Annotated in this window: 25 protein-coding genes; 8 read left to right on the forward strand and 17 right to left on the reverse strand. The window is 60.4% G+C overall.

Going from position 1 to position 23283, the window contains the following annotated elements; translation table 11 throughout:
* Positions 1 to 92 precede the first annotated feature (92 nt).
* Positions 93 to 1214, forward strand: coding sequence for a beta-ketoacyl-ACP synthase III (locus V7660_RS09280; RefSeq protein WP_335602801.1), 1122 nt, complete (start codon positions 93 to 95; stop codon positions 1212 to 1214).
* Between the two features lie 17 nt (positions 1215 to 1231).
* Here V7660_RS09280 and V7660_RS09285 read toward each other — a convergent pair whose 3' ends face one another.
* On the reverse strand, positions 1232 to 1381 hold the full coding sequence (locus tag V7660_RS09285; RefSeq protein WP_335602802.1) for a hypothetical protein: 150 nt from the start codon (positions 1379 to 1381) through the stop codon (positions 1232 to 1234).
* Between the two features lie 177 nt (positions 1382 to 1558).
* Here V7660_RS09285 and V7660_RS09290 point away from each other — a divergent pair, with 177 nt between their 5' ends.
* Together V7660_RS09290 and V7660_RS09295 are read left to right on the forward strand one after the other, a co-directional pair.
* Entirely contained in the window at positions 1559 to 2179 is a 621-nt protein-coding gene (locus tag V7660_RS09290; RefSeq protein WP_335602803.1) for an HD family hydrolase, read from the forward strand.
* Positions 2176 to 3126 (forward strand): NUDIX hydrolase, encoded by a 951-nt coding sequence (locus tag V7660_RS09295; protein WP_335602804.1) that lies wholly within the window; start codon positions 2176 to 2178, stop codon positions 3124 to 3126. Before V7660_RS09290 ends, V7660_RS09295 begins: the two co-directional genes overlap by 4 nt.
* Before the next feature lie 9 nt (positions 3127 to 3135).
* Here V7660_RS09295 and V7660_RS09300 read toward each other — a convergent pair whose 3' ends face one another.
* The 13 genes from V7660_RS09300 to V7660_RS09360 all read right to left on the reverse strand — a co-directional run bounded on the left by V7660_RS09300 (position 3136) and on the right by V7660_RS09360 (position 16811).
* On the reverse strand, positions 3136 to 4548 hold the full coding sequence (locus V7660_RS09300; RefSeq protein ID WP_335602805.1) for a M16 family metallopeptidase: 1413 nt from the start codon (positions 4546 to 4548) through the stop codon (positions 3136 to 3138).
* Between the two features lies 1 nt (position 4549).
* Positions 4550 to 5905 carry a M16 family metallopeptidase gene (locus tag V7660_RS09305; protein WP_335602806.1) on the reverse strand — a complete coding sequence of 452 codons (1356 nt, stop codon included), beginning with the start codon at positions 5903 to 5905 and terminating at the stop codon, positions 4550 to 4552.
* A 49-nt stretch (positions 5906 to 5954) separates the two neighbouring features.
* Positions 5955 to 6449, reverse strand: coding sequence for a DUF3035 domain-containing protein (locus V7660_RS09310; protein WP_335602807.1), 495 nt, complete (start codon positions 6447 to 6449; stop codon positions 5955 to 5957).
* A gap of 34 nt (positions 6450 to 6483) precedes the next feature.
* The gene (gene lspA, locus V7660_RS09315; protein WP_335602808.1) at positions 6484 to 7008 is read right to left on the reverse strand and encodes a signal peptidase II; all 525 of its coding nucleotides are present in this window, start codon (positions 7006 to 7008) and stop codon (positions 6484 to 6486) included.
* Between the two features lie 49 nt (positions 7009 to 7057).
* Positions 7058 to 10045: an isoleucine--tRNA ligase gene (gene ileS, locus V7660_RS09320; protein ID WP_335602809.1), complete on the reverse strand. Its 2988-nt coding sequence runs from the start codon at positions 10043 to 10045 to the stop codon at positions 7058 to 7060.
* A 193-nt stretch (positions 10046 to 10238) separates the two neighbouring features.
* Entirely contained in the window at positions 10239 to 10775 is a 537-nt protein-coding gene (locus V7660_RS09325; protein WP_335602810.1) for a hypothetical protein, read from the reverse strand.
* 74 nt (positions 10776 to 10849) lie between these two features.
* The gene (ribF, locus tag V7660_RS09330) at positions 10850 to 11773 is read right to left on the reverse strand and encodes a riboflavin biosynthesis protein RibF (protein ID WP_335602811.1); all 924 of its coding nucleotides are present in this window, start codon (positions 11771 to 11773) and stop codon (positions 10850 to 10852) included.
* Entirely contained in the window at positions 11773 to 12204 is a 432-nt protein-coding gene (locus V7660_RS09335) for a MaoC family dehydratase (RefSeq protein ID WP_335602812.1), read from the reverse strand. The genes ribF and V7660_RS09335 overlap by 1 nt, the downstream gene beginning before the upstream one ends.
* 58 nt (positions 12205 to 12262) lie before the next feature.
* Positions 12263 to 13114, reverse strand: a complete 852-nt coding sequence (locus V7660_RS09340) for a TIGR01459 family HAD-type hydrolase (protein WP_335602813.1) — start codon at positions 13112 to 13114, stop codon at positions 12263 to 12265.
* 32 nt (positions 13115 to 13146) lie between these two features.
* Entirely contained in the window at positions 13147 to 13644 is a 498-nt protein-coding gene (locus V7660_RS09345) for a hypothetical protein (protein ID WP_335602814.1), read from the reverse strand.
* A gap of 63 nt (positions 13645 to 13707) precedes the next feature.
* Positions 13708 to 14937: an EAL domain-containing protein gene (locus tag V7660_RS09350; RefSeq protein WP_335602815.1), complete on the reverse strand. Its 1230-nt coding sequence runs from the start codon at positions 14935 to 14937 to the stop codon at positions 13708 to 13710.
* A gap of 298 nt (positions 14938 to 15235) precedes the next feature.
* Entirely contained in the window at positions 15236 to 15961 is a 726-nt protein-coding gene (locus tag V7660_RS09355) for a hypothetical protein (protein WP_335602816.1), read from the reverse strand.
* Between the two features lie 13 nt (positions 15962 to 15974).
* Positions 15975 to 16811, reverse strand: a complete 837-nt coding sequence (locus tag V7660_RS09360) for a fumarylacetoacetate hydrolase family protein (RefSeq protein ID WP_335602817.1) — start codon at positions 16809 to 16811, stop codon at positions 15975 to 15977.
* A gap of 112 nt (positions 16812 to 16923) precedes the next feature.
* On the opposite strand from V7660_RS09360, the gene V7660_RS09365 reads away from it, so the two are divergent.
* The 5 genes from V7660_RS09365 (at position 16924) to V7660_RS09385 (ending at position 20747) form a co-directional block, all read left to right on the forward strand.
* Positions 16924 to 18582: a DUF262 domain-containing protein gene (locus tag V7660_RS09365; RefSeq protein WP_335602818.1), complete on the forward strand. Its 1659-nt coding sequence runs from the start codon at positions 16924 to 16926 to the stop codon at positions 18580 to 18582.
* Between the two features lie 84 nt (positions 18583 to 18666).
* Positions 18667 to 19434, forward strand: coding sequence for an SDR family NAD(P)-dependent oxidoreductase (locus V7660_RS09370; protein WP_335602819.1), 768 nt, complete (start codon positions 18667 to 18669; stop codon positions 19432 to 19434).
* A gap of 3 nt (positions 19435 to 19437) precedes the next feature.
* Positions 19438 to 19809 (forward strand): tRNA-binding protein, encoded by a 372-nt coding sequence (locus tag V7660_RS09375; RefSeq protein WP_335602820.1) that lies wholly within the window; start codon positions 19438 to 19440, stop codon positions 19807 to 19809.
* A complete protein-coding gene (locus V7660_RS09380; RefSeq protein WP_335602821.1) occupies positions 19806 to 20285 on the forward strand; it encodes a PaaI family thioesterase in 480 nt (159 codons plus the stop codon). Before V7660_RS09375 ends, V7660_RS09380 begins: the two co-directional genes overlap by 4 nt.
* A gap of 72 nt (positions 20286 to 20357) precedes the next feature.
* Entirely contained in the window at positions 20358 to 20747 is a 390-nt protein-coding gene (locus tag V7660_RS09385) for a hypothetical protein (protein ID WP_335602822.1), read from the forward strand.
* Between the two features lie 50 nt (positions 20748 to 20797).
* On the opposite strand, the gene queA is transcribed toward V7660_RS09385, so the two are convergent.
* The 3 genes from queA to coaD are packed head-to-tail and all read right to left on the reverse strand — an operon-like array spanning position 20798 to position 23271.
* A complete protein-coding gene (queA, locus tag V7660_RS09390; RefSeq protein WP_335602823.1) occupies positions 20798 to 21853 on the reverse strand; it encodes a tRNA preQ1(34) S-adenosylmethionine ribosyltransferase-isomerase QueA in 1056 nt (351 codons plus the stop codon).
* Between the two features lie 27 nt (positions 21854 to 21880).
* Positions 21881 to 22777, reverse strand: a complete 897-nt coding sequence (locus V7660_RS09395) for a peptidylprolyl isomerase (RefSeq protein WP_335602824.1) — start codon at positions 22775 to 22777, stop codon at positions 21881 to 21883.
* Positions 22774 to 23271, reverse strand: a complete 498-nt coding sequence (gene coaD, locus V7660_RS09400) for a pantetheine-phosphate adenylyltransferase (RefSeq protein ID WP_335602825.1) — start codon at positions 23269 to 23271, stop codon at positions 22774 to 22776. The genes V7660_RS09395 and coaD overlap by 4 nt, the downstream gene beginning before the upstream one ends.
* Positions 23272 to 23283: the final 12 nt, after the last annotated feature.

Below are 23283 nucleotides of genomic sequence, written 5' to 3' on the forward strand. Positions count from 1 at the left end.
GGTAACTCGACCAACACTGCCCGGAAAGCTAAACCTTTGTAGACTCAAACAGAATTGGTCCGCAGATCGGCGGTTCTGGAATAGAGGGCAGTATGAACACACCCGTGATTTCGGCGACAGGACTCTGGACGCCGCCTAACTCCATTTCCAATGAGGAATTGGTGAACAGCTACAACATGTGGGCTGATATCTGGAACCGTGAGCGCGGCGCCGACATCAGCGCAGGTGTGATCGAGCCCAAGACGCATTCCTCGGTCGAGTTCATCGAGAAAGCCTCCGGGATCAAGTCGCGCTATGTGATCGACAAGACCGGCATTCTCGACCCGGACATCATGGCGCCGCGCATCGCCGAACGCCCGAATGACCGCATCTCCGTGCTCGCCGAGATTGCCGTCCATGCCGCGCGTGACGCGCTGGAACGCTCCGGCCGCAAAGCTGAAGACATCGACGCCGTGATCTGCGCCGCGTCCAACATGCAGCGCGCCTATCCGGCGATGGCGGTAGAAGTCCAGGATGCGCTGGGCTGTGGCGGGTTTGCCTTTGACATGAATGTCGCTTGCTCGTCCGCCACGTTCGGCATCCAGACGGCGGCAGACTTCATCCGGTCCGGCAGCGCAAAATCAGTACTGATGGTCAACCCGGAAATTTGTTCCGGCCATCTGAACTTCACAGATCGCGACAGCCATTTCATCTTTGGCGATGTGGCCACGGCCGTCCTCGTCGAAGAGGAAAGCATCGCCCCGGTCGGTCATTGGAAAATCCTCGGCACCAAGCTGAAGACCCAGTTTTCGAACAATATCCGCAACAATTTCGGGTTCCTGAACCGCGCCGCGCCGGAAGGCATCGACGCCCCGGACAAGCTGTTCGTCCAGGAAGGCCGCAAAGTGTTCAAGGAAGTCGTGCCGATGGTGGCGAACATGATCGCCGAGCACATGGAAGAACTGGACATCAAGCCGGAAGGCCTGCGCCGCATGTGGCTGCACCAGGCCAATGCCAACATGAACCGGCTGATCTCATCCAAGGTTCTTGGGCGTGAAGCGACAGATGATGAAAGCCCAACCGTGCTCGACACATATGCGAACACATCATCGGCTGGCTCGATCATCGCGTTCCACAAGAATTCCGGCGACTTCAAGCACGGCCAACGCGGCCTGATCTGCTCTTTCGGCGCCGGCTATTCTGCGGGAACGGTATTTGTCGAGAAAGCGGCCTGAGACGGTCTGGATCCGGCCTAGTCGTCCAGATCGTCCATGAACATGTCGCCCCAGAGGATTTCCTTGCTGGCGCGGACGGCTTCAATAACGACAATGCTGCACCCGATCAGCAGGACGCCGAACGCAATGGCCTGGGTAGATACTACACTCGTCAAAGAATCCAGCATGGTCACCTCTTGTTTGGATTGGCCGCGAATTCGTGAACGCGGCCCTTGTTCACCCACCCCTTTTGCCCGAAACGCCTTAACAGCGCATTTGCCAATCAGGGCGAAAAGGGGACGAGTTCGTAACCGGAATGCCCTCGTTTCTTTACCCCTATTACAAATGCCTTAAAGAAGGTGGTGATGACGTCCCGTGTGAAGCAATCTGTTAAGGCCCCGCGTGTCTGGCAACGCATGTTGTCGGGCCGCCGACTCGATCTGGCGAATCCCTCGCCCATGGATGTGGAAATCGAGGATATTGCCCACGGACTTGCCCGCGTCGCCCGGTGGAACGGCCAGACCCGTGGGGAGCATGCATTCTCAGTGGCCGAACATTCCGTCCTGGTAGAAAAAATCTGCCGAACCTTGCAACCGGACCTTACCCCGCAGCAGAGCCTGACGGCCCTGCTGCACGACAGTCCGGAATATGTGATCGGAGACATGATCTCACCGTTCAAGGCCCTGCTCGGCGAAGGCTACAAGACCATCGAGGCGCGGCTGCAGGAAGCGATCCATATCCGTTTCGGACTGGCCCCCGTCACACCACAACGACTGAAGCGCCTGATCAAGAAGGCCGACCTGATCTGCGCCTGGAGCGAGGCCATTCAACTGGCCGGTTTCTCCGAGGACGAATCAAACAAACTGTTTGGCAAGCCGCCTGAAGACACCAAATTGCGGCTGAAACCGAAATCGGTCACAGATGCTCAGGCAGTTTTCCTGAAACGCTACGCCCAGATCAACAAGCAGATAGAGCCCATCGCATGACCCAGTCATCTCCACTGTTGATTGGCCTGTCCGCCGTGATGGTCGCCGTGGAGACAGACGCGCCGCGTGTGCTCGTCACCCAGCGCGAAACGGGGGAATATGCCCTGCCCTTTGGTGTGTTTGACCCAGACCGTCATCGCACCTTTGACCTGTCACTACGCGGCTGGGTCCGCGAACAGACCGGCTTCGAACTCGGCTATGTCGAACAACTCTATACGTTTGGGGACAAGGACCGCGAGACGCCGGAGGCAACACTATCTGGCGCAGCGCCGAATGCGCGCGTCATTTCAGTCGGCTATCTCGCCCTGACGCCAGAGGCCCGCCCGGCCGGAGACTCCTTCGAAGCGCGCTGGCAGTCCTGGTACCGGTATTTTCCGTGGGAAGATCATCGAAACGGACGGCCTGCCCTTATTGATGCTCACATCGCCCCCCGCCTGATGACTTGGGCCGCCGGGAATGAGCGTCGGCTGGAACGCGCCCGCGCCGCCTTTGCGCTCGATGGCATTCGCTGGATCGAGGAGCGCGTGCTGGACCGGTACGAATTGCTCTATGAAGCCGGCCTTGTGATCGAATGCGCCCGCGATGCCGGACTGCCGGAGCCGGATGTGCGCCTCGGTGAACCCATGGCGTCCGACCACCGCCGTATTCTCGCGACGGCGATTTCGCGCCTGCGCGGCAAGATCAAGTATCGCCCGGTCGTCTTCGAACTGATGCCCGACCGGTTCACACTCTCTTCGCTGCAGCGGGCGGTCGAAGGCATTCTCGGCCTGTCCCTGCACACCCAGAATTTTCGGCGCGCGCTGGACAAGACCAGCTTTGTTGTCGGGACGGGCGCGATGGAGACCAGCACTGGCGGACGCCCGGCCGAGCTTTACAGCTACAACCGGGACAGCGCCTTTGATGCGGCAACTACCGGCCTGTCCGCCCCCCGAAAGACGGCGGACTAGGCCAGCAGCTTATTCAAGGCCCTCGGGCTGGCCCACCACAATGTAACTGAATCGGTCTGGCTGCAGGAATTCTGCGGCCACCCGGTTCACGTCTTCCAGTGTGACGGCCTCGATCAGGGCATTGCGCCGATCAAAATAGTCCACACCCAGATCATCTTGGCGCACGCTCATCATCTGGCTGGCGATCTTGGCGTTCGAATCGAAGGCTAGCGGATAGGAGCCGGTGAGATAGGCCTTTGCGTCGGCCAGTTCCTCTGCAGTGACGCCCTGTTCCGCGATCAGCGCGGTCTCGGCCTTGAGCGCGTCGATGAAGTCGCCAACGCTTTCATTCTTGGTTTGGCCGCTGCCGCCCCAATTCTGGTACTTCTCGTCAAAGGACAGCCAGGAATAGACGCCATAGGTGAGGCCCTTCTGGACCCGCAGCGATTCCATCAGCCGGCTGCCGAAGCCTCCGCCGCCATAAGTGTAGTTCAGGACATAGGCCGTGAAGAAATCAGGGTCTTCGCGCTTCAGACCCGGCGCAAGAAAACGAACCAGGCTTTGCGGCTGCGGAAGGTCCACGATGACGGGCTCAAAGGCCTTGTCCGTCGTGAAGCTGATCTCCGGCGTTTCCGGCAATTCGCTACTGTCCGGAAGATTCGCGGCGATCTCGTCGATCATCGGGGCAAGCTCTTCGGGCGTAACCGCACCGACCGCCGTCACGATCAGGCTATCCTTGACCATCAGCTTACGCATGTGGGCCCTGGCGAGCTCCGGGGTCAGAGCCGCAATGCTATCGGCAGATTTTTCCCGGGCATAGGGATGGTCGGGATAGAGAGCCTGCGCCTCGGCCCGTCCCGCCAGATAGTTCGCATTGGTCTCGCGTGTGTTCAGCGACACTTCCTGTTCACGCAAGAAGCGGGCGAAGGGTCCGTCATCGAACCGGGGCGCTTCAAAGGACAGCGCGACAAGGTCCATGGCTTCATTCGCATTGTCGGTGAGCATCGACGCGGAACAGGACGTCCAGTCGCTGGACGCGCTGCAGCCGAAACTCATGTTCAGCTCTTCCATCCGCGTCTGGAAAGCGAGCGAGTCGAGATCGCCAGCGCCTTCATTCATGTGATAGGTCACCGCGTCGGCAAGGCCTTCCAGCCCCTCAGGGTCGGCCGCTTCGCCGCCTTCCCATGCCAGGGCTACGGACAGGATCGGAATGGAGGGTTCGGAAACCAGCCAGACCGAGATCCCGCCCGGCGTCGTGAATTGCTGGATTTCCGCAAAATCGCCTTCGTGGACGACGACGTTCAGCCCGCTGTCTTCAACAGCCGCTTCAACGGGCGAGGGCTCGGTGACAACTGCCGTATCATCCTGCAAGCTGTCGAGCGACGCGCAGGCCGTCAGCCCAAGACCGAGGGCAGCGCCGATGATGAGGTCAAAAGGTTTCATCTCAGGAGTCTCCCTCTGCAGGCAGCAGATGTGCTTCGATATAGTGACGGTCAGCGCCGAAGACTTCGCGGACGGCCGCGATGGCCTGTTCAGTCGTGATGGTGCGCATGGCGTCCGGATAGTCCAGTACATCATCGACCGAACCGCCGAGGGCGAGCGTCGAACCAAATGTATTGGCCATGTTGGACTGGCTGTCGCGGGCATAGATCGCCTGGGCCGCCAGCTTGTTGCGGGCGCGTTCCACTTCGGCGTCGGTAAAGCCTTCGTCGAGCACCTTCTCCACTTCGGCCATGACGGCCGCTTCAAGGTCTTCCAGGGCGACACCCGGCGCCGGGCTGGCCGTGATGACGGCCGGGCCTTCATCGTGCAGCGTGGTCCACGCGAAGGTATTGGCGCTGATTGCGACCTGTTGGTCCTCGACCAGTGACTGGTAGAGCCGGCTGGTCATGCCACCGCCGAGCACTTCGAGGCCGACATCCAGCGCATAGGAAAGCTCACGGTCGCGAGTCTCGGACGTGCCGGAATAATACCGGCTCCAGCTGGGCTGGCGTACCTTCGGGTCTGAATAGACCAGTTCCTTGGTTTCGGTCAGCGGCGGCACGGGCGCCCATTTGCGCTCGCCATGAGCCGTGCCCGTCGGCGCGATCACACCATAATGCTCCTCGGCCAGCGTGCGCACTTCTTCTGGTGTCACATCTCCGGCAACGACGAGGATCGCATTCTCCGGGCTGTAATATTCCTTGTAGAAGGCCATGCCGTCTGCGGGTGTCAGGGCGGCCACTTCGTCCATGTTGCCGATGACCGTAATCTCGTAGGGATGACCCTTCCAGAGTTCAGACAGAACCATTTCCTGCAGGATCACGCCGGGATTGTTGTCGATGCGCTGGCGACGTTCTTCCTTGACCACATCCCGCTCGGAAATGAACGGACCGTTTGGATCGTCATTGATGATGAGGTCGGTCATGCGCTCGGCTTCGAGCCCCATCATCGTGCCGAGTTGGTCCTTGGCGACGCGCTCGTAATAGGCGGTATAGTCCCAGCTGGTGAAAGCGTTGCTGACCCCGCCATTGCGCGAGACAATGTTGTCGAACTCACCGGGGGCGAGGTCGTCGGTTTCCTTGAACATGACATGTTCGAACAGGTGCGCGATGCCGGACTTGCCTTCGGCCTCGTCGACTGCGCCAACCTTGTACCAGACCATATGCGTTACGACCGGCGCGCGATGGTCGGGCACGACCACGACTTCCATGCCATTGTCGAGATTGAAGACGATCGGGGCCCAGGCGCTGTCATCTGCGACGGCACTGGACGTGAAAACCGAGAGCGCCAAAAGCCCCCCGGTGAGTATCCGTTTCATGGGCTTTGTTCCTCTCAGGTGTTCGACTGACGCATAATGGGTAGAGCTATCAGGTTCCCGGCAGCTTGATGCGCGGGGCATCACTGGACTGCTCGATCACGACCGGCACACCGCCTGTGGCATTATCGGTCGCCACGCCTTCGGCGGTTTCCTCGTCGTCCGCGCGCCAGAACAGGATGCGGTCGGCAATACTGGTCGATTTGCGGATCGTCTTGGTCTCTTCATAGTCGACCTGCGTGCGGATAACCGGATCCACAGCATTCGCGCCGGCCGCAGCCACGAGGGCCTTTTCGGACGCGCTGGCATTGCGGCCGATGGTGGCGCCAAAGGCGGCGGTCACTTCGGTGCGCGAGCCATCCAGTTCCGGCGGCAGGGCGCCCCCGGCTTCCGGCGGGCGCAGCTTGTAATTCGGCGGAACGGTCAGCGGAGCCATGGTGACGACGCGGAACTCGTCCGGGGTGCGAGACCCACTGCCGGAAGACGTACAGGCCGTCGAAGCAGCCAGTGCGGCGCCTGCGGCCAGAAGGATAATCTGTTTTTTCATATCAGGGCGTCCTCGCCATCACGATTAATAATACTCAGGACTGTTTCTTAGCCTGTTTCCGGCCCGACAGTAAGAACTGGTCAACAAACAGCAAGACCGCGCCGACACTAATTGCAGCATCGGCCACGTTGAAGATCCATGGGAAATACAGGTCGCCGGCATTGATGAAGTCCACCACGGCGCCAAACTGGACCCGGTCAATCAGATTGCCGAAGGCTCCTCCGACAACCATGCCCAGCGACAGCTTCAGCAGCCAATGGTCGGCATAGCGCACCAGCCAGTACAGGAAGCCAAGTGCGATCACCAGCATCACCAGCGCGAGCAGCCAGCGCCCGATACCATCGGACTGGAGCAGGCCATAGCTCATGCCCCGGTTCCAGACCATGGTCAGGTCGATCGGCCCCGGCACGGGGATATGCCCACAGCTCTGCCGCGTTTCCAGACAGGCTATGGCGTTGAATCGGGGTTCACTCAGAACCAGCCATTTGGACCATTGGTCCACCAGCACGAACACCGGAATGAGCGCGACGGCCCAGTAATTGGAAAGTTTCAATTTCATCCCGCGCAGATTGCAGCTTCAGGGAGTCTGATCAAGCGATTCTGAGCACTCATCCTGCGGCCTTGTCCCAGGCTTTCACGGTCAGCGCATCGCGCGGCGTGATATCCGGGAAAGCCGGATCGGCGGTGGCCGGATCGAAATACTTCCAGCTGCGTCGGCATTTGATGCCGTCCGCCTTTTCCGGATAGACGGTGACGCCATCGGTATCGTCCAGCGTGAACCCGCTGCCATTGCCGTTGGATGTGTGGATCAATTCGGCGCCGGATGTGATGAAGATGTCCGCCGCGTTCTCGCCCTTGAAGGCGTCGATAAGGCTCTGGTCCGCAATGTGGACCTTTGGTGCAGCTTCGAGCGATGCCCCGATCCGTTTCTCGCGGCGCTCGACTTCCAGCGCGCCGGTGACGACGCGGCGAACCGTGAAAATCTTGGCCCAGCGCGCCGCGAGCGCCTCATCCTTCCAGCCTTCCGGCGTTGTCGGGAATTGCAGGAGATGGACGGAGTCGGCGCGATCATTGATGTGGCTTTCGAGAAAGGCCTCTTCCGTGGTGAACGGCATGATGGGCGCGAGCCAGGTTAGCAGGCGTTCCAGCACGGCAGCCATCACGGTGCGCGCCGCGCGGCGGCGGTTGCCATAGGTAGCGGTTGCGTCGTCCCACGCCGATTGAGTCTCGAAGCGCGGGTCGCAATAGAGGCTGTCCTTGCGGATGTCGAAATAGACGGCCGACAGGTCAACGCCGCAGAAATTGATCAGCAGCGCCATGATGCGCTTGAAGTCATATACGTCATACGCAGCGCGGATCTGGCCATCGAGTTCGGCAAGACGATGCAGCACCCAGCGCTCCAGGCTTGGCATCTCTTCGCGCGGAAGCGCTTCGGCGTCGGTCCAGCCATCAAGCGCGCCGAGCATGTAGCGCACCGTATTGCGCAGCTTGCGATAGGTTTCGACCGAGCCCTTGATGATCTCGTCGGAGATACGCAGATCTTCGGTATAGTCACCGGATGCGGTCCAGATGCGCAGGATTTCGATCCCGTATTGTTTCTGGATTTGCTCGGGTTCGATCGTGTTGCCGATTGATTTCGACATCTTCTTGCCGTCAGCATCGACGATGAAGCCATGCGTAAGCACCTGCTTGTAAGGCGCCATGCCGCGCGTTGCGCAGCATTCCAGTAGCGAGGACTGGAACCAGCCGCGATGCTGGTCGGAGCCTTCCATATAGAGGTCGGCCTGCCCGGTCTCCGGGTCGATGATGCCGCGCTCGCGCAGCGCAAAGGCGTGTGTCGTGCCGCTATCGAACCAGACGTCGAGCACGTCCGTGACCTTGTCCCATGCACCAACATCAAGACTTAGCGGCGCCAGGAAGTCTTCCGCAGGCGTATCGAACCAGGCCTCGACCCCGCCTTTGGCGATGGCGGCCTTGATGGCTTCGTTGAGCTGTTCTGCCTGATCTGCTTCCAGCGCAGCCGTATGCGGTTGGCCATCCTTGTTGACGAAAATGGTGATCGGCACGCCCCAATTGCGCTGGCGGCTGATCAGCCAGTCCGGGCGCCCTTCGACCATGCTTTGCAGGCGGTTGCGGCCAGCGGCCGGGAAGAAATCCGTGTCTTCAATCGCCTTCAGCGCATTCTCGCGCAGGCTCTTGCCGTTCGGGCCAAGCTTGTCCATCGAGATGAACCATTGCGGCGTCGCGCGGCGTATGACCGGCGCCTTGGAGCGCCAGGAGTGCGCATCGCGGATCGTGGTGATGCCGCGCGCGAGCAGGTTCCCGCTCTCGGCCAGCAGCTTGATGACTTCAGGGTTCGCCTTGCCCGGCTCGCCGCGCTTCTTGCCGCTGGTGCGGATGATATCAAGGCCCTGCAATGCTTCAGGAAGCTCCGGATGCTGATACGCGCCGTCCGGGTTCACGATGTCACGAATGTCGGAGGCCTTGCGACCGGAGGCGACCCAGACATTGAAATCGTCTTCACCGTGCGCTGGTGCCGTGTGCACGAACCCTGTACCGGCATCATCGGTGACATGGTCACCTGCGAGCAGAGGGATCTCGTGCTGGAAGAAAGGATCCAGTCCGGCCAGCGGGTGAGCCAGCGAACCGAGTGACGCAGGGTCTACGTCTCCGATACGCTTGAAGCCGGAAACCTTGGCAGCATCGAGCACGTCATGCGCGAGCTTGTCCGCGAGGATCAGCTTGTCGCCTGCAGCGGCATACGGAGGAAAGCCCAGATCTTCCTCGCTCATCACGGTTTCGACCTCGAAGAGACCGTAGGAAATGTCCGTACTGTAGGAGACCGCCTGGTTGGCCGGGATCGTCCACGGCGTTGTGGTCCAGATGACCAGCTTTGCGCCATCATCGCGGGACGGAATGCCGAACTTCACCCAGATCACCGGCACTTTGCGGTCGTGGTATTCCACTTCCGCTTCGGCGAGCGCCGTGCGCTCCACGGGGCTCCACATGATCGGCTTGGCGCCGCGCACCAGCGTGCCGCCCATTGCCATGCGCAGGAACTCGCCGACGATGGAGGCTTCGCTCTCGAACTTCATGGTAAGATAGGGATTGTCCCACTCGCCCTCGATGCCGAGCGCGCGGAATTCCTTCGCCTGTACGTCTACCCATTTCTGGGCAAAGGCGCGACAGGCCGCGCGGAACTCGTCACCCGGAACATCATCCTTGCCACGGTTCTTGCTGCGGAACTCCTCTTCCACCTTCCATTCGATCGGCAGGCCATGACAGTCCCAGCCCGGCAGGTAAGCTGCGTCATGGCCGGTCATCTGGTGCGAGCGCACGATGATGTCCTTGACGATCTTGTTCATCGCCGTGCCGAGATGGATGTGGCCGTTCGCATAGGGCGGACCATCATGCAGGATCCAGGGCTTGGCGCCGCGTGCTTTCGCATCCGCGCGCAGCTTTTCATAAAGTTTCAGTTCGTCCCAGCGCTTGATCCAGTCCGGTTCGCGCTTCGGCAGGCCGCCGCGCATCGGAAATTCGGTGGCAGGCAGGAACAGCGTGTCGCGATAATCGCGGTCGGTCAGGGAATCAGTCATGTCGGGCCTATGGCAGTTTTGGCGTGTTGTACGGAAATGCCGGGCAATGGCCACGGCTTTTTTCATGCAGTCAGAGCATGGGCTCCCGGCTTCGCGGCCCCGGAGACCGGGTCAGCGCGCAGCCGGGCGGCTAATTCGAATGAAACATGTCCGTGCCATGCCGTTTCCGTAGCAGGCGCGGCTTAATGAGTCACTATTTCCACTCAGCCTCAGCCTCGGCCCCAGGCAAATGGGCGAGACGCTCCGAAACCTTGCCGCAGAGCATCCGGAAGACGGTGACATTCTCCAGCAGATTGTCCCAGCTGATGCCATGATCGAGGATCACGTAGCGGGACACGCGAACCTTCTGGGTATCAGATTTGTAGAGGGAGATTGCGGGATAGTCCCGGTCGATGCCGGAAATCACGTCACTGCTCGCGCTGGAGCCATAGACCGCCATCATTTCAAGACCTCGGCAATCCGTACCATCCGGCCCTGCGCAAACCGCGTAGGCGCCAAAGGTCAGGCCGTCATCGAATTGGCCAAACACGAATGGGGCGCCGTCGCCGGTGCGACCAGCTGCAACGAACTGCGCGCCCAACTCGTCCAGCAGGAACCGCAAATCATCCATTGTGATCGACTGAATGATCTGGATCGGCTTGATCTCGGCCGGTTCAACGGGATCGGCCTGGCCGAACGCAGGAGGCGCCAACGCCAGAACAAGTCCCGCACTCAGTAACCGTGTCAACATGGTCGTCCCTCTAACCAGTGCATCAGTTGCTTACGAATGGATTATGGCGGCGAATTGACAATAACCTGAATTAATCAGGACGCCTTCAACCGTCGTTTTGCCTCTATTACGTCCTTCCCCATCTGGACCACCATCAGGTCCAGACTGTCAAACATCAGTTCCGGTCGCAGATAGGCCAGCATCTGGACTTCCATCCAGCGGCCATAAATATCCCCCACGAAATCAAAGATATGCGCCTCGAGGAGCGGATCACGCAGCCCGGTGGTCGGTGTGCGCCCGAAATTCGCGACGCCCGGCATCCAGTCACCGGTCCGGTCGATGCGCACTTTTACGGCATAGACACCGTATTTCGGATGGATCAATTCGCCGAGATTGGTATTGGCCGTCGGATAGCCAAACTTGCGGCCATTCTGTTCGCCTTTCAGCACCGGGCCATCTGCGATCCAGGGTCCTCCAAGAATTGCGGCCGCAGCTTCCGGTTCGCCGGCTCTCAGCGCCTGCCTTATCGCCGTGGAAGAGGCCTTTTCGTCTTCGTTCTGGACTTCTTCGACAATCGTGACGCCAAAGCCAAGCGCCCGCCCGAGGCTCGCCAGCCGCTGGGCATGCCCCATACGCCCCCGACCAAAGCGGAAATCGAACCCGACCGAGACATGGCTGACGCCCAGCCCGTCCACCAGCACCTGCCGGACGAATTCCTCATCCGTCTTGGAGGCCATCTCACCATTGAAGGGCAGTTCGAAGACCGACTCGGCTCCCTCTGCCAGGATGGTCGCATTGCGGCGCTCGGGCCGGAAAATCCGGAATGGCGGATCCATTGGCCGGAAATAGGCGTGTGGGGGCGGCTCGAACGTCGCTACGGAGAAGGCTCCTCCACCCGCCTCGCGGGCAGCCGCTATCACTGCCTTGTGGCCCGCATGCAGTCCGTCGAAATTGCCAAGGGCAATCGACGCGCCACGCGCAGAGTCCGGCAAGCCGCGATAGTCGGCGAAAATCCCCATCAATCCCCCCGGCGCGGTGCCACCACTTCGGCTTCACCGGTAATGACGCGCTTGCCATCGACCGTGCAATCCACCTTCAGCGTCACGCGGTTGCCGCGTTCCTTCTTCTCGGAGACTTCGGCCCGCACAGTGACCTCATCACCAATGTGTACCGGGCGTTTGAAGCGCATCGACAGGCCAATAAAGATCGCGCCGGGACCGGGCAGATTGTTGCCGAGGATGCCGGAAATGTAGCTCGCGGTCAGCGCGCCATGCGCGATACGCTTGCCGAAGATCGTCTTGGCGGCAAATTCGTCGGACATGTGCAGCGGATTGAAGTCGCCTGAGACTTCCGCAAAGCGCTGAATATCGTCTTCCGTGATCACGTGCACAGTCTCATGCGACATGCCGATGTCGAGGTCTTCGTATTTGTAACCGGTGAATACACTCATCCCGCTCGGGCTCCTGATTGCTTTTCGGCAGTTTCGTTACACGCTGCAGCGCAGCACGTCACCACCTGAGGCCAGTCATTGCGTAAGTCGCTTGCTCGCCATAGTCCGCCAAAAGGTCTGTAACTTCGGCCTGGAAGTCATTTCCATGCTCAGTCAGCCCGGTCCCGACATAGAGGCCAGCATAGCCCTGCAGGCGGGCGCCCCGCATGTCGGTGGTCGGGCTGTCGCCAATGCACAGAACGCGCGACTTGCTGGCCGTTGCAGCATCCATACGGGAAATAGCGAGATCGTAGATCGTCGCATGCGGCTTGCCCGGATAGATGACCTTGCCGCCCATATCCTCATAGATTTCCGCAAGCGCCCCGGCGCACCAGTGCAACTGGTTCCCGATTCGAACCTGCTTGTCGGGATTGGCGCAGATCATGGGAATGTCGCGCTCGATGCCGGGCTTCAGCTGGTCGGCATAGTCTGACGGATGGTCGTTGAGGGAATCGGTCAGGCCCACGCACAACAGGACGTCGGCCTCGTCAGGCGCGCCGAATGTCAGGTCGAGCCCCTTGTAGAGAAACGGATCGCGTTCCCACCGGCCATTCTCCCCGATGATCCAGAACACTTTCTCCTGCCGCTTTTTGAGCTCTTCGCGCGTCGCATCCCCGGAGGAGACACAATCATCATAGGCGGTATCCGGCACGCCGAGCGGTTTGAAATAGTCCAGCACCTGCTGTTTCGGCACGGGCGCATTCGTGATCAAGCAGACCTTGCCGCCCTGCGCTCGGAAGTTTTCAAGCGCCGCGCACGCCTCGTCAAAGGCTTTCCGGCCATTGTGGATCACGCCCCAGACATCGCACAGGATGATGTCGTACTGGCCAGCGATTTCGGACAAGCCGCCCGGAAACTTCAATTCTGTCATATGATTGGACGTAGGATGCCCCGCAGAGGCGGTCAATCGCCAAAACTGCAGGCTGAAGCGGGCAAGGGGTTGAGCCGCCACTGCACCGCTGTCGGGATCGCGATGGCATGCGCGAAGAAGCACCCCTTGAGTCGGATCATATGGCCAACTCCATCCTCCGAGATCAGGCTCGGATCATAATTGCAGGACAGGAGGTTCGCGGCGTGCTGGTCCGGCTGACCCATGCGCATCTCCAGGAGCATGTGATTTGATCCGGTTGCGACCCTCACAATCTCGGACTCGACAGGGCCAAACTCGCAGCCTTCAAGGCTTCCAGAGCTGCCATCCGCCCTAAGGATGCCCGGCTCGAGTTCCGGCGCGATGCGCAGGTCCAGCAGGACCACGCCTTCCGTCATCATTTCGAGGGCCTCTGGCGCTTCGAAATCGACAGGGCCCGGCAGGTCGGCACTGATGTGCTGCACGGCATCAGGGTCAGCCAGGGCCGGCAGGGCAATCCCCATCGCAAGCCCGATCAGAAAACACCGCTTCATGCTGACACCTCCTGTTCTGGAGCTATGACAGCCTAGCATTGGGGCGAATTGAAGGTGGTTGTCCTAGCCGAAACTCGACAGGCGCTGAACGAGTTCCTGCGGCGGCGCGGTCTCTTCCATCAGGGAAGATTTGATCGGGCGCGGCGCGCCGAACACATGGCCCTGACCGTAAGGAATGTCATATTCAAGGATTTCGACCACGCTGGCTTCGTCCTCTATCTTTTCGGCAATCATGGTGATGCCGTAGCGCGAGAACACGGCGCTGACTTCTTCTCCATCCACACGGCGATTGATCGAGGAGACAGGACGTGGGCCGGTTGGATCGCGCAGCTGGTCCATCAGATGGGTGCCGTTCATCTTGACGAAGCGGATACCCGCCGACTGGAGGCGCGGCAGGTCGAGTCCCAGATTGTCGGCATGATCGATTGAGAAACGGAAGCCGAGGGCCGTCAGCTTGTCCATATTGTCCCGCATGGCACGAGAGCGTGTTTCAAAGCGATCTGCCGTGATCTCGAAAATGACCGCGCCGGACAGGTCGCGGTTCTCGGTCATGAATTCGAGGAACATCGGGAAGAAGGTCGTATCTTCCAGCGAAGCCGCGGAAATATTGCAGAATACGCCAACGCGGCGGTCGCGTTCGGCCAGTCGGCGTACGATCTGTACGCAGCGGAACAGGGTGAAATTGTCGATGATGCCCATCAGCTTGGCGCGGCGGGCAGCATCCAGGAATTCTGCCGGCAAGACCAGCGATCCGTCCGGACGGCGCAGACGCGTGAACCCTTCATAGAAGGACACGCGGCGCTGGGGCAGCGACACGATCGGCTGCAGGTGAAGATCAACCCGGCCGTCTTTCAACGCGTCGCGCACATCGCGCAGGACCGCATCTTCCTCCGGCGCCACAATGGCGGCACTGGTCGTCTCGGTAAGCTTGGACTCGAAGCTTTTCGACAGCCGGTCGATCAGGCTTTCAAGTTGTTTCATCTCGGTCACGAGGGCGTCGCGCCGCTCAGTCAGCTCATGCTTTACCGTGGCTTCGACCGCATCCGTGCGCGCGACAACGACATCAACACGTTCAGCTGAATCCCGAACCGTGCGCTCGACCCGGTCGATGCGCTCATCAAGCTCCTTGTTGGAGCGGCCCGAGGTGGCAAGAAGGTGAATTTGGCCGAGCAACGCCGTGACGATGCCGCCCGCCGCAATCGACATTGGCAAGCCTACATCGGTCAGCGTGAAGACGCCGTACCCGGCACCGCCTCCAATGGCTGCGTAGAGAAGGAACAGTACAAAAGTCATTACGTCAGCACCCGATACAACCCATCAATGTTAACAGCTAGGCCTAATTGGTTAACGAATTGCGAGGAATTGAAAGAATTTGTCGACCGCGGCAATCCTGTCACAGCGCCGTTGTAAACAAGCCACAATCCCATCCCGGCAAGCATGGCAGGCGTCGCCCGCAGGGACAAGGTGATTAGTACTGGCCCGGCCTGTGTCCGAGGCGTCCCGGTCGCGGTGTTTACCTCGGGATCAACTGGCTGGGGCCTGTCCTGAACGAATTCGAAGAGCTGTGGAAAAGCAGGCCGCTGTTAATCTTTCAGTTAACCGAGCCGTCGCGAAACACGAAAACCGGTTTGTCCCTCGGCCAGTCCGATTCGCACTCCAGCACTAGGTCAGCCTCTGATACGGCGGTTTCCGGGAGGCTTGCCCCGCAAGCGCTGATGAGGAGATCATGTCCGGCATAGTCCACCTTATAGTAGGCGCGGTCGGTGCCAGCCTCGGTCTTGGTGACGCGCAAATCGCCGGTGTCGAACACGGTCGCCATGTGCCTTCCCTCTCCGGGCAGCACGGCCAGCAGCGCGGCGTCGAACCCGCCGGCAGGTCGGTCTTCGACATAGATCAGGGCATCGGACACTTCATAGGCCCGGTTCAACAGACCGAGAAAATCGCCTGTCCCCGACGGACCCGCCACGGGAAGCGAAGCCCCCCGCCCTGCCCGCCAGGCCGCATTCCGCATCTCGTCCAAGCCTTCAATGTCCTCCCCGCGCAAGGACAGCAGCATGACGGCATCGGTGTTCCTCAACCCGTCTTCCGTCATATCCAGCGTCATGCCGGCAGGTGCCCCGAACACCACACGCTTGCCCCCGGCCAGCACAATGGCGCAGGGCCCGGGCAAATCCCGGTGCGCGCACGGCAGGACGGCAAAATCCGTGGACCGCACGGGCGTGCCCGCTGTCACGGCTGCGGCATCGCCCGCTGGCGCCGGACTGCAGGCGACCAGCGCGGCTGCACTTGCACCGAAAACAAGACCTCGAAGATTCATGAAAGTATCCGCCCTACCCGATCCAGGTGTTTCCGGGTTCGGTTACGATTTCGTTTTCAATCATTCCCACCTGATCGATTTCCAGCCGGACCCGGTCGCCCGCCTTCAGCCATTTCGGCGGTGTGAACGCGGCCCCGACACCTGCGGGCGTTCCGGTGAAGATGAGGTCGCCGGGCTCCAACGTGAACGCGGCTGTGAGGTGGGCGATCTGGGCCGGGATGTCATTGATCATGTCGCGGACATGACCCGTCTGGCGCAACTCGCCATTCACATAGCTGCGTAGCTCCAGCGAAGGCAGGTCCTGAATTTCGTCGGGCGTCACAATGGCCGGACCAAAGGGCGCGTGCGTATCGAAGCCCTTGCCCATGATCATGGTCTGGCTCGCCTTCTGCCAGTCACGGACCGAATAGTCACAGCCCACGCAGAAGCCCGCAACAATCTCCATTGCCCGCTCCGGCGGGACATGGCGCCCATGCTTGCCGATGACCAAGACAAGTTCGACTTCATAGTCCAATTGATCCGAAACCTTGGGTAGATGCACTTGGCCATAGGGCGCATTGGCCGATGTGGCCTGCTTGTTGAACCATTTCTGCACCTGCGGAGATTTTGTATCCACGAAACTGACACTCTCGGCGGCATGGGCAGCATAGTTCACACCGATACCCAATATCTTGCGGGGGCGCTCTACAGGCGCGAGCAGGTCCAAAGACTCTAAGGGAATTGCCGGCGCAACCGATCCTGTAAGCTGCAACGCATCCTGGAGCGTTACCGCCTCTGTGGGATGCACCTTGTCTCCCTTCAGGATCCCGTAGCGCGCGCCATTTTTTTCTGCGAACCGAACCAGCTTCATTGCGTTACTCTCCTGTCACACTTTTTCCGCAAAGGCATTGCAAGCCGTTCATGTGCCGTTGTGATGACACTTGGCAAGGGCTAGGCAGAAAGCTTGTATAGAGGATGCCAGTATGGATCTCGGCGTACGTGCTCAGGAGAGTTCGCTCAAGAATATATTCGCGCCCAGCGAACGGCTCTGCATGCCGCCCTACCAGAGAAGCTATTCTTGGGGCGAGCGCGAAGCTGGCGAACTCCTGACCGATCTGCTGGATGCCGCCGAAACAGGGACGCCACACTTTATTGGTGCCGTAGTGCTGAACCGTGGGAACGAAGAAGGCCTGCTGGAGATCGTCGACGGCCAGCAGCGACTGACCACCTTGACCATTCTTCTGGCGGTCCTCCGGGATATTGAATCCGAGCCCTCGAAAAGCGCAGAAATTCACGCTCTGATTGCCGACGAGGCACGGCCTATGCTGGGCGAGGCCGCCAATTGGCGCCTGCAACTCAACCATATGGACGGCCCCTTTTTCCGCCACATGATCCAGACTCCGGGCTCGACATTGAAGCTGGATGGAGAGTCCGGCGAAAGCGACAGCCAGCAACGCATGGTCCAGAATGCACGTACACTGCTGAAGCGCGTCCGGGCCCTCTCGGAAGAGGACCGCCGCTCGCTGGCGGATGTCTCGATGAATCGCTGCGCGCTGGTGCGTGTGGTCGTCAATGACAAGGACCAGGGATTCAAGGTGTTCCGTGTACTTAACACGCGCGGCAAAGAGCCCGGCGCGCACGACATCATCAAGACCGAATTGTTCCAGCGCTCGAAATTCACGACCGAAGAGGCCGCCTTCTATTCCGAACGCTGGGCCGAGCACGAAGCCGCGCTGGGCGGTAGTGCCTTTGACGATTTGCTCCGCCAGATCCGGTCGATCTATGACAAATCGTCCAAGGGCGAACTGATCACAGGCTTCCTCAAGAATGTCATTCCCAAGATCACGGCGCGGGGCTTCCTGGACGATGTGCTCCCGCGCTATGTCGACGCCTACAAGGTCATCACAACGGCCCGGCTGGAACATGGCACGCACGCCAAACTGATCAGCGACAAGCTGAACCAGATGCGCGCCCTGGACCAGACCAGCTGGCGGGCCCCAGCCCTGAAATTCCTGGTGGAGCATGGCGTGGATCACGAATCCGCCCCGGAATTCTTCGCCAAGCTGGAGCGGCTCTCCTACATCATCATGCTGGTGCTGACCGACCGTGACCAGCGCACCAAGCGCTTCAACAAGGTCAATGAGACGATCAGCTCCAACCGGACGCTATTCGGTCGCGGAAGCCCGTTCAATATTACCAAGGACGAGTCCCGCCGCGCCTTTGACCGCATGCTCGGCCGGTTTGCGACCTTCGGCCAGAGACGGTCGATGGCCTTGCGCCTGAATGCGGCGCTGGATGGGGGCTTCACCATCCCACCTCAGTCCGACGCGACCGTGGAACATGTCCTGCCGCGCAATATCAGCGAGGACAGCCACTGGATGATCATCTGGCCGGACCCGGCAAAACGCCGCGAGCAATGCGACACGCTAGGCAATTTCGTGCTGCTGACCAACAAGGTGAACCAGAAGGCCGACCGGATGGATTACCGGGCCAAGAAGGATGTCTATTTCAATGGCGGCGGCGGGCAGGATTTCGCCCTGACCCGTGACCTGGTCGATCAGGAGGCCTGGACCTCTGAAGTGGTCCGCAAGCGCACCGAGCGGCTCGCCGAAATCCTGATGATGGAATGGAAGCTCCTCTGAGAGTCCCTTTCCTAGCGTGACCCCTGTTCGCAGCGGACTCCTGTGGTAACGAGTCTGAAACGAAATGCACAAGGGAGCGCCATCATGAGCCTGTTTGACCTGACTGGAAAAACCGCAATCATCACCGGATCCTCGCGTGGTATCGGCAAGGCCATTGCGGAACAGATGGCCGAACAGGGCGCGCGCGTCGTGATCTCGTCCCGCAAGCCGGGCCCCTGCCAGGACGTCGCCGACCAATTGAACACCAAGCATGGCGACGGGACGGCCATCGCTATCCCGGCCAATATCTCCTCAAAGGATGACCTGAAGAATCTGGCCGAGAAGACACGGGCCGAGTTCGGCCAGATCGACATTCTCGTCTGCAATGCGGCGTCGAACCCGTATTATGGCCCGCTGGAAGAGATTGATGACGAATCCTTCGAGAAGATCCTGTCCAACAACATCATTTCGAACCACTGGCTGATCCAACTGGTCGCGCCTGAAATGAAAGAGCGCAAGGATGGCGCCATCGTGATCATCTCGTCGATCGGTGGCCTGAAGGGCTCAAGCACGATTGGCGCATACAATATCTCCAAAGCCGCCGACTTCCAGCTGGCCCGCAATTACGCGCTGGAGCTCGGCCCTCACAATATCCGCGTGAATTGCGTCGCGCCTGGCCTGATCAAGACCGATTTCGCCCGGGCCCTGTGGGAAAACCCGGAAATGGCTGCACGCGTCGAAAAAGGCACGCCCATGCGCCGCATCGGCGATCCCGAAGATATTGCCGGCGCCGCTGTCTTCCTCGCCTCCAAGGCGGGGGCCTACATGGCCGGCCAGATGGTGGTTGTGGATGGCGGATCCGTGATTGTCTGATCCATGCATCTGACTGACTCCCCTGAATCCGGCCCAGCCGACGAAACCAGCTTCGACACATTTCGGCAGGTCGACATTCGCGTTGGCACCATTGTGGAGGCGGCGCCGCTTGAGGGCGCGCGTAAACCATCCATCTGTCTGCTGATCGATTTTGGCCCCGGCGTGGGAACCAGGAAATCGTCGGCGCAGATCACCGACCACTATACGCCCGACCAGCTCATCGGACGCCAGGTCGCAGCGGTGGTCAATTTCCCGCCGCGCCAGATCGGCAAATTCATGTCGGAAGTCCTGACGCTGGGATTTCCGGATGCGGACGACCGAATCGTCCTGTTTTCATCTGACCATCCGGTCCCCAACGGCGCGAGACTCGCATGACGGAACGCACCCTGTCCCCACAGGCAAGAACCTTTCTCAGCAATCTTCAGGATGGCACCTGGCAACCTCCGCTCGGCCTCAAGAATCTCGGCATCCGTCCGGATCTCTGGCTGAAGGAATTCGACTATGGCTATACGCGGTACGAATGGCCAAACACAGGCGACCGTGACATCAGCGAGAACCGCGCCTTTGGCGGCTGGGTCGCCGGCTTCTCCGATCATATCGTCTCCATCACCATGGCGAGCGCGCTCGCCGAGGGCGAATGGTTCACCACGATGGAATTGCAGACCCGTATCCTGCGCCCCGTAGGCCACGGCCTGATCACGATTGAAGGGCGGCTCGTCAGTCGCGGCCGCACGACAGGTCTCGTCGAAGCCGACTGGAAAGATGCCAATGGCCGCTTGCTGGCGCGCATCACCGCCGCCAAGGCCATCAGGACGCGTGACGAGCTGGGACAGCCCGCCCTGCCGAAATAAGGCAATACAAAGACATCAGGAACCTGAGCATCAGCGCCCCGTTTATAGCGTAAGCTATTGAAGGAGCTGACCATGATGAAGTCATTGAAGTATGTTGCCGCTGCTGGCGCCCTTGGTGCCGCAACCGCGCTTGCCACGGCCCCTGCACACGCTCAGCTGGGCCTTGGCGTGGGCGTGGATACAGATGTAGATGTAGGCGTGAAGACCTCGGATCCCCATCCGCGACACCGCCACGAAACCTATGTTTATGATGGCTATGAATCCGGTCACTGGCACACGCGCCATGAAGTGCGCCGCAGCCATCGCTGGAATGCCCGTTACGAAGGTTATGACTGCTACGAATCCTTCCAGTACACATGGGAAGATGGTGAGCGCGTCCGATATGACACGACGTTTTGCTACAATGATCGCGGACGCCGGTTCGAGCCGGAAGGTGTACGGGCCGTGGTGAAAGTCCGCTAATCCCTACTCCATCCCTGACCAAATCCCCGTGCCGCGTGCACGGGGATTTTTCATGGAAGCAACAGGCAGGCATCGCCATACGAGTAGAAACGGTATTCGTTCGCAATGGCGTGCGCATAGGCGGCCTGCATGATATCCGTTCCCATCAGGGCACAGACCAGCATGAACAGGCTGGAGCCCGGCAGGTGGAAATTCGTGACCAGGGCGTCCGTCCCCCGTATCGCATCGCCGGGCTTCAGGAAGATGTCCGTCGGCCCAGTCGCCGGGTGAAGCTGACCCCCTGTGTCCACACAGCTTTCCAGCGTGCGCATGGCCGTCGTGCCCACTGGCACAACCCGATGCCCATCGGCCCGCGCCGCATTCAGACATGCAGCCACTTCCGGCGTCAGGCGACGCCATTCTTCATGCAGGCGGTTGGCTTCCAGCTGCGAGGCCTCAAGGGGCTTGAACGTCCCGAGCCCGACATGCAGTCGCACCGTTTCTCGCCTGATACCCGCGGCGTCGACTTCCGCCAGCAGGCGAGGCGTGAAATGCAGGCCCGCCGTTGGCGCGGCGACGGACGCCGCATCCTCACCAGCGAATTTCGTCTGATAGGTTTCCCGGTCACGTGCATCGGCCGGGCGGCGGCGCGCGATATAGGGCGGTAGCGGCATCGCCCCATGCGCCTCCAGCGCGGCCGTCAGCTCATCGCCCGCCAGCGAAAAGCTCAGCTCGATCTCACCGCCCTCATGCCGACCGGTGATCGCTGCCATAAAGCCCTCAGCGAAGACGATCATGTCGCCTTCCTTCAGGCGCCGTCCTGGCCTCGCCAAGGCACGCCAGCAACGCTCGTCCATCCGCTCAGTCAGATTAACATCGCAGGCGACATCCTGCCCTGTCTCATCGCGCGCAGGTCGCACGCCCTTCAGGGCAGCAGGCAGGACGCGGGTGTCGTTGAACACCATGATATCGCCGGCAGACAGGTAGCGCGGCAGGTCACGCACGCTCGCATCTTCCAGCCGCCCATCGCCGTGCACGATGAGGAGGCGGGCAGAATCCTGCGGCTCGGCCGGGCGCAGCGCAATCAGCTGCTCCGGCAGGTCAAACTGGAATTTGGACAGGTCCATGGGGCAGTGCCTCGACCGGGGGTGTCCCTAGTCTTCAACAACCGTCGGGACAGGCGGCAGGCTGCAGACATGCGGGCGGCCGGGCTCGGTAATCAGGCTGGCAAACAGCTCACTATCGGTCCGCATCACCCAGGCTTCCGGGCGATTGCCCTCAGGCAGGTCGGCGGCGACAGCGGCGGATTCCAGCGTGTCGGGATCGCGCACGACGCCATCGGTGCCGTCCGGGCCCTTCTTGATCGACATGACCACATCCTGTCCATCCAGCACACGGCCCCAGGCCGTGTATTGCTTGTCGAGGTGTTCTGTGTGGCCGCGCATCAGGAAGAACTGCGAATTGCCTGAGTTCACATCATTGCCGAGCCGCGCGGTGGAGACAACGCCGGCGCAATGGGGGACCCAGCTCTCGATGGTTTCATTGCCGAGATCCTGGGCAAGCCAGAGGGGTCGCGTCGCAATTGGGAAACCGTTGATGTAGCCGTTATCTGTGTCTTCCCGATCACCGATTGCATAGTCGAGCGGCATGTCTTCGGGATTACGGCGGAAGGTGAATTCAGCCTCGATATTCGGCAGGCCGGAGCCGACGCCATTGATCGCACGAATGTCGCCGCCCTGCGCCATGAAGCCCTCGATCACACGATGGAATTTGGTGCCTTCATAGTCACCGGACCGGATGATGGCCGCAAACTGCTCATAATGCTTCGGCGCAACTTCGGGGAAGGCCTCGATCAGGATACGTCCCTTGTTCGTATTGAAAATGAAAAGTCGTTCCGGATCGACCGCGCGCCAGTTGGCCGGATCCGCCTTGGCCTGGTTAGCCGTGTAGGTTACCGGAGCGTCTTCCGCTGGCGCTGCGCTGTCTGGAGTGTCTGCCGTTGCTGTCAGGGCGAGGGCGGAAGCGGCGAGCGCGAAAGCGGCAAACTTCATTTTTCATACTTCTCTAGAAGAGCCCGTTTTACGTCGGGCGTTACAAACGGCGTGATATCCCCGCCCAGGCTCGCGATTTCCTTCACGAGCCGGGAAGCCACGGCCTGATGCCTAACATCGGCCATCAGAAACACGGTTTCAATGTCGGGATTCAGTTGCTCGTTCATGGCGGTCATCTGGAATTCGTATTCGAAATCCTGCACGGCGCGCAGGCCCCGCACGATGATGTGCGCTTCGCAGGCCTCGGCGAACTTCATGAGCAGGCCATGCATCGGCATGACCTTGATTTCGGCGAGCCCCGGCCCGTTCATCTTGCCGCATTCAGACCGCACCATGTCGACACGTTCCTGCAAGGGGAACAGGGGTTTCTTGGCTTCATTGATTGCCACGCCGATGATCAGCGTGTCCACCAGCTTCCGTGCCCGGCCAATGATATCGAGATGGCCGTTTGTCGGCGGGTCGAAAGTTCCTGGATATAGTCCAACGCGATGCAAAAGCCTGTCCTC

It is taken from the genome of Hyphomonas sp. (assembly GCF_036964145.1).
Classification (GTDB): Bacteria; Pseudomonadota; Alphaproteobacteria; order Caulobacterales; family Hyphomonadaceae; genus Hyphomonas.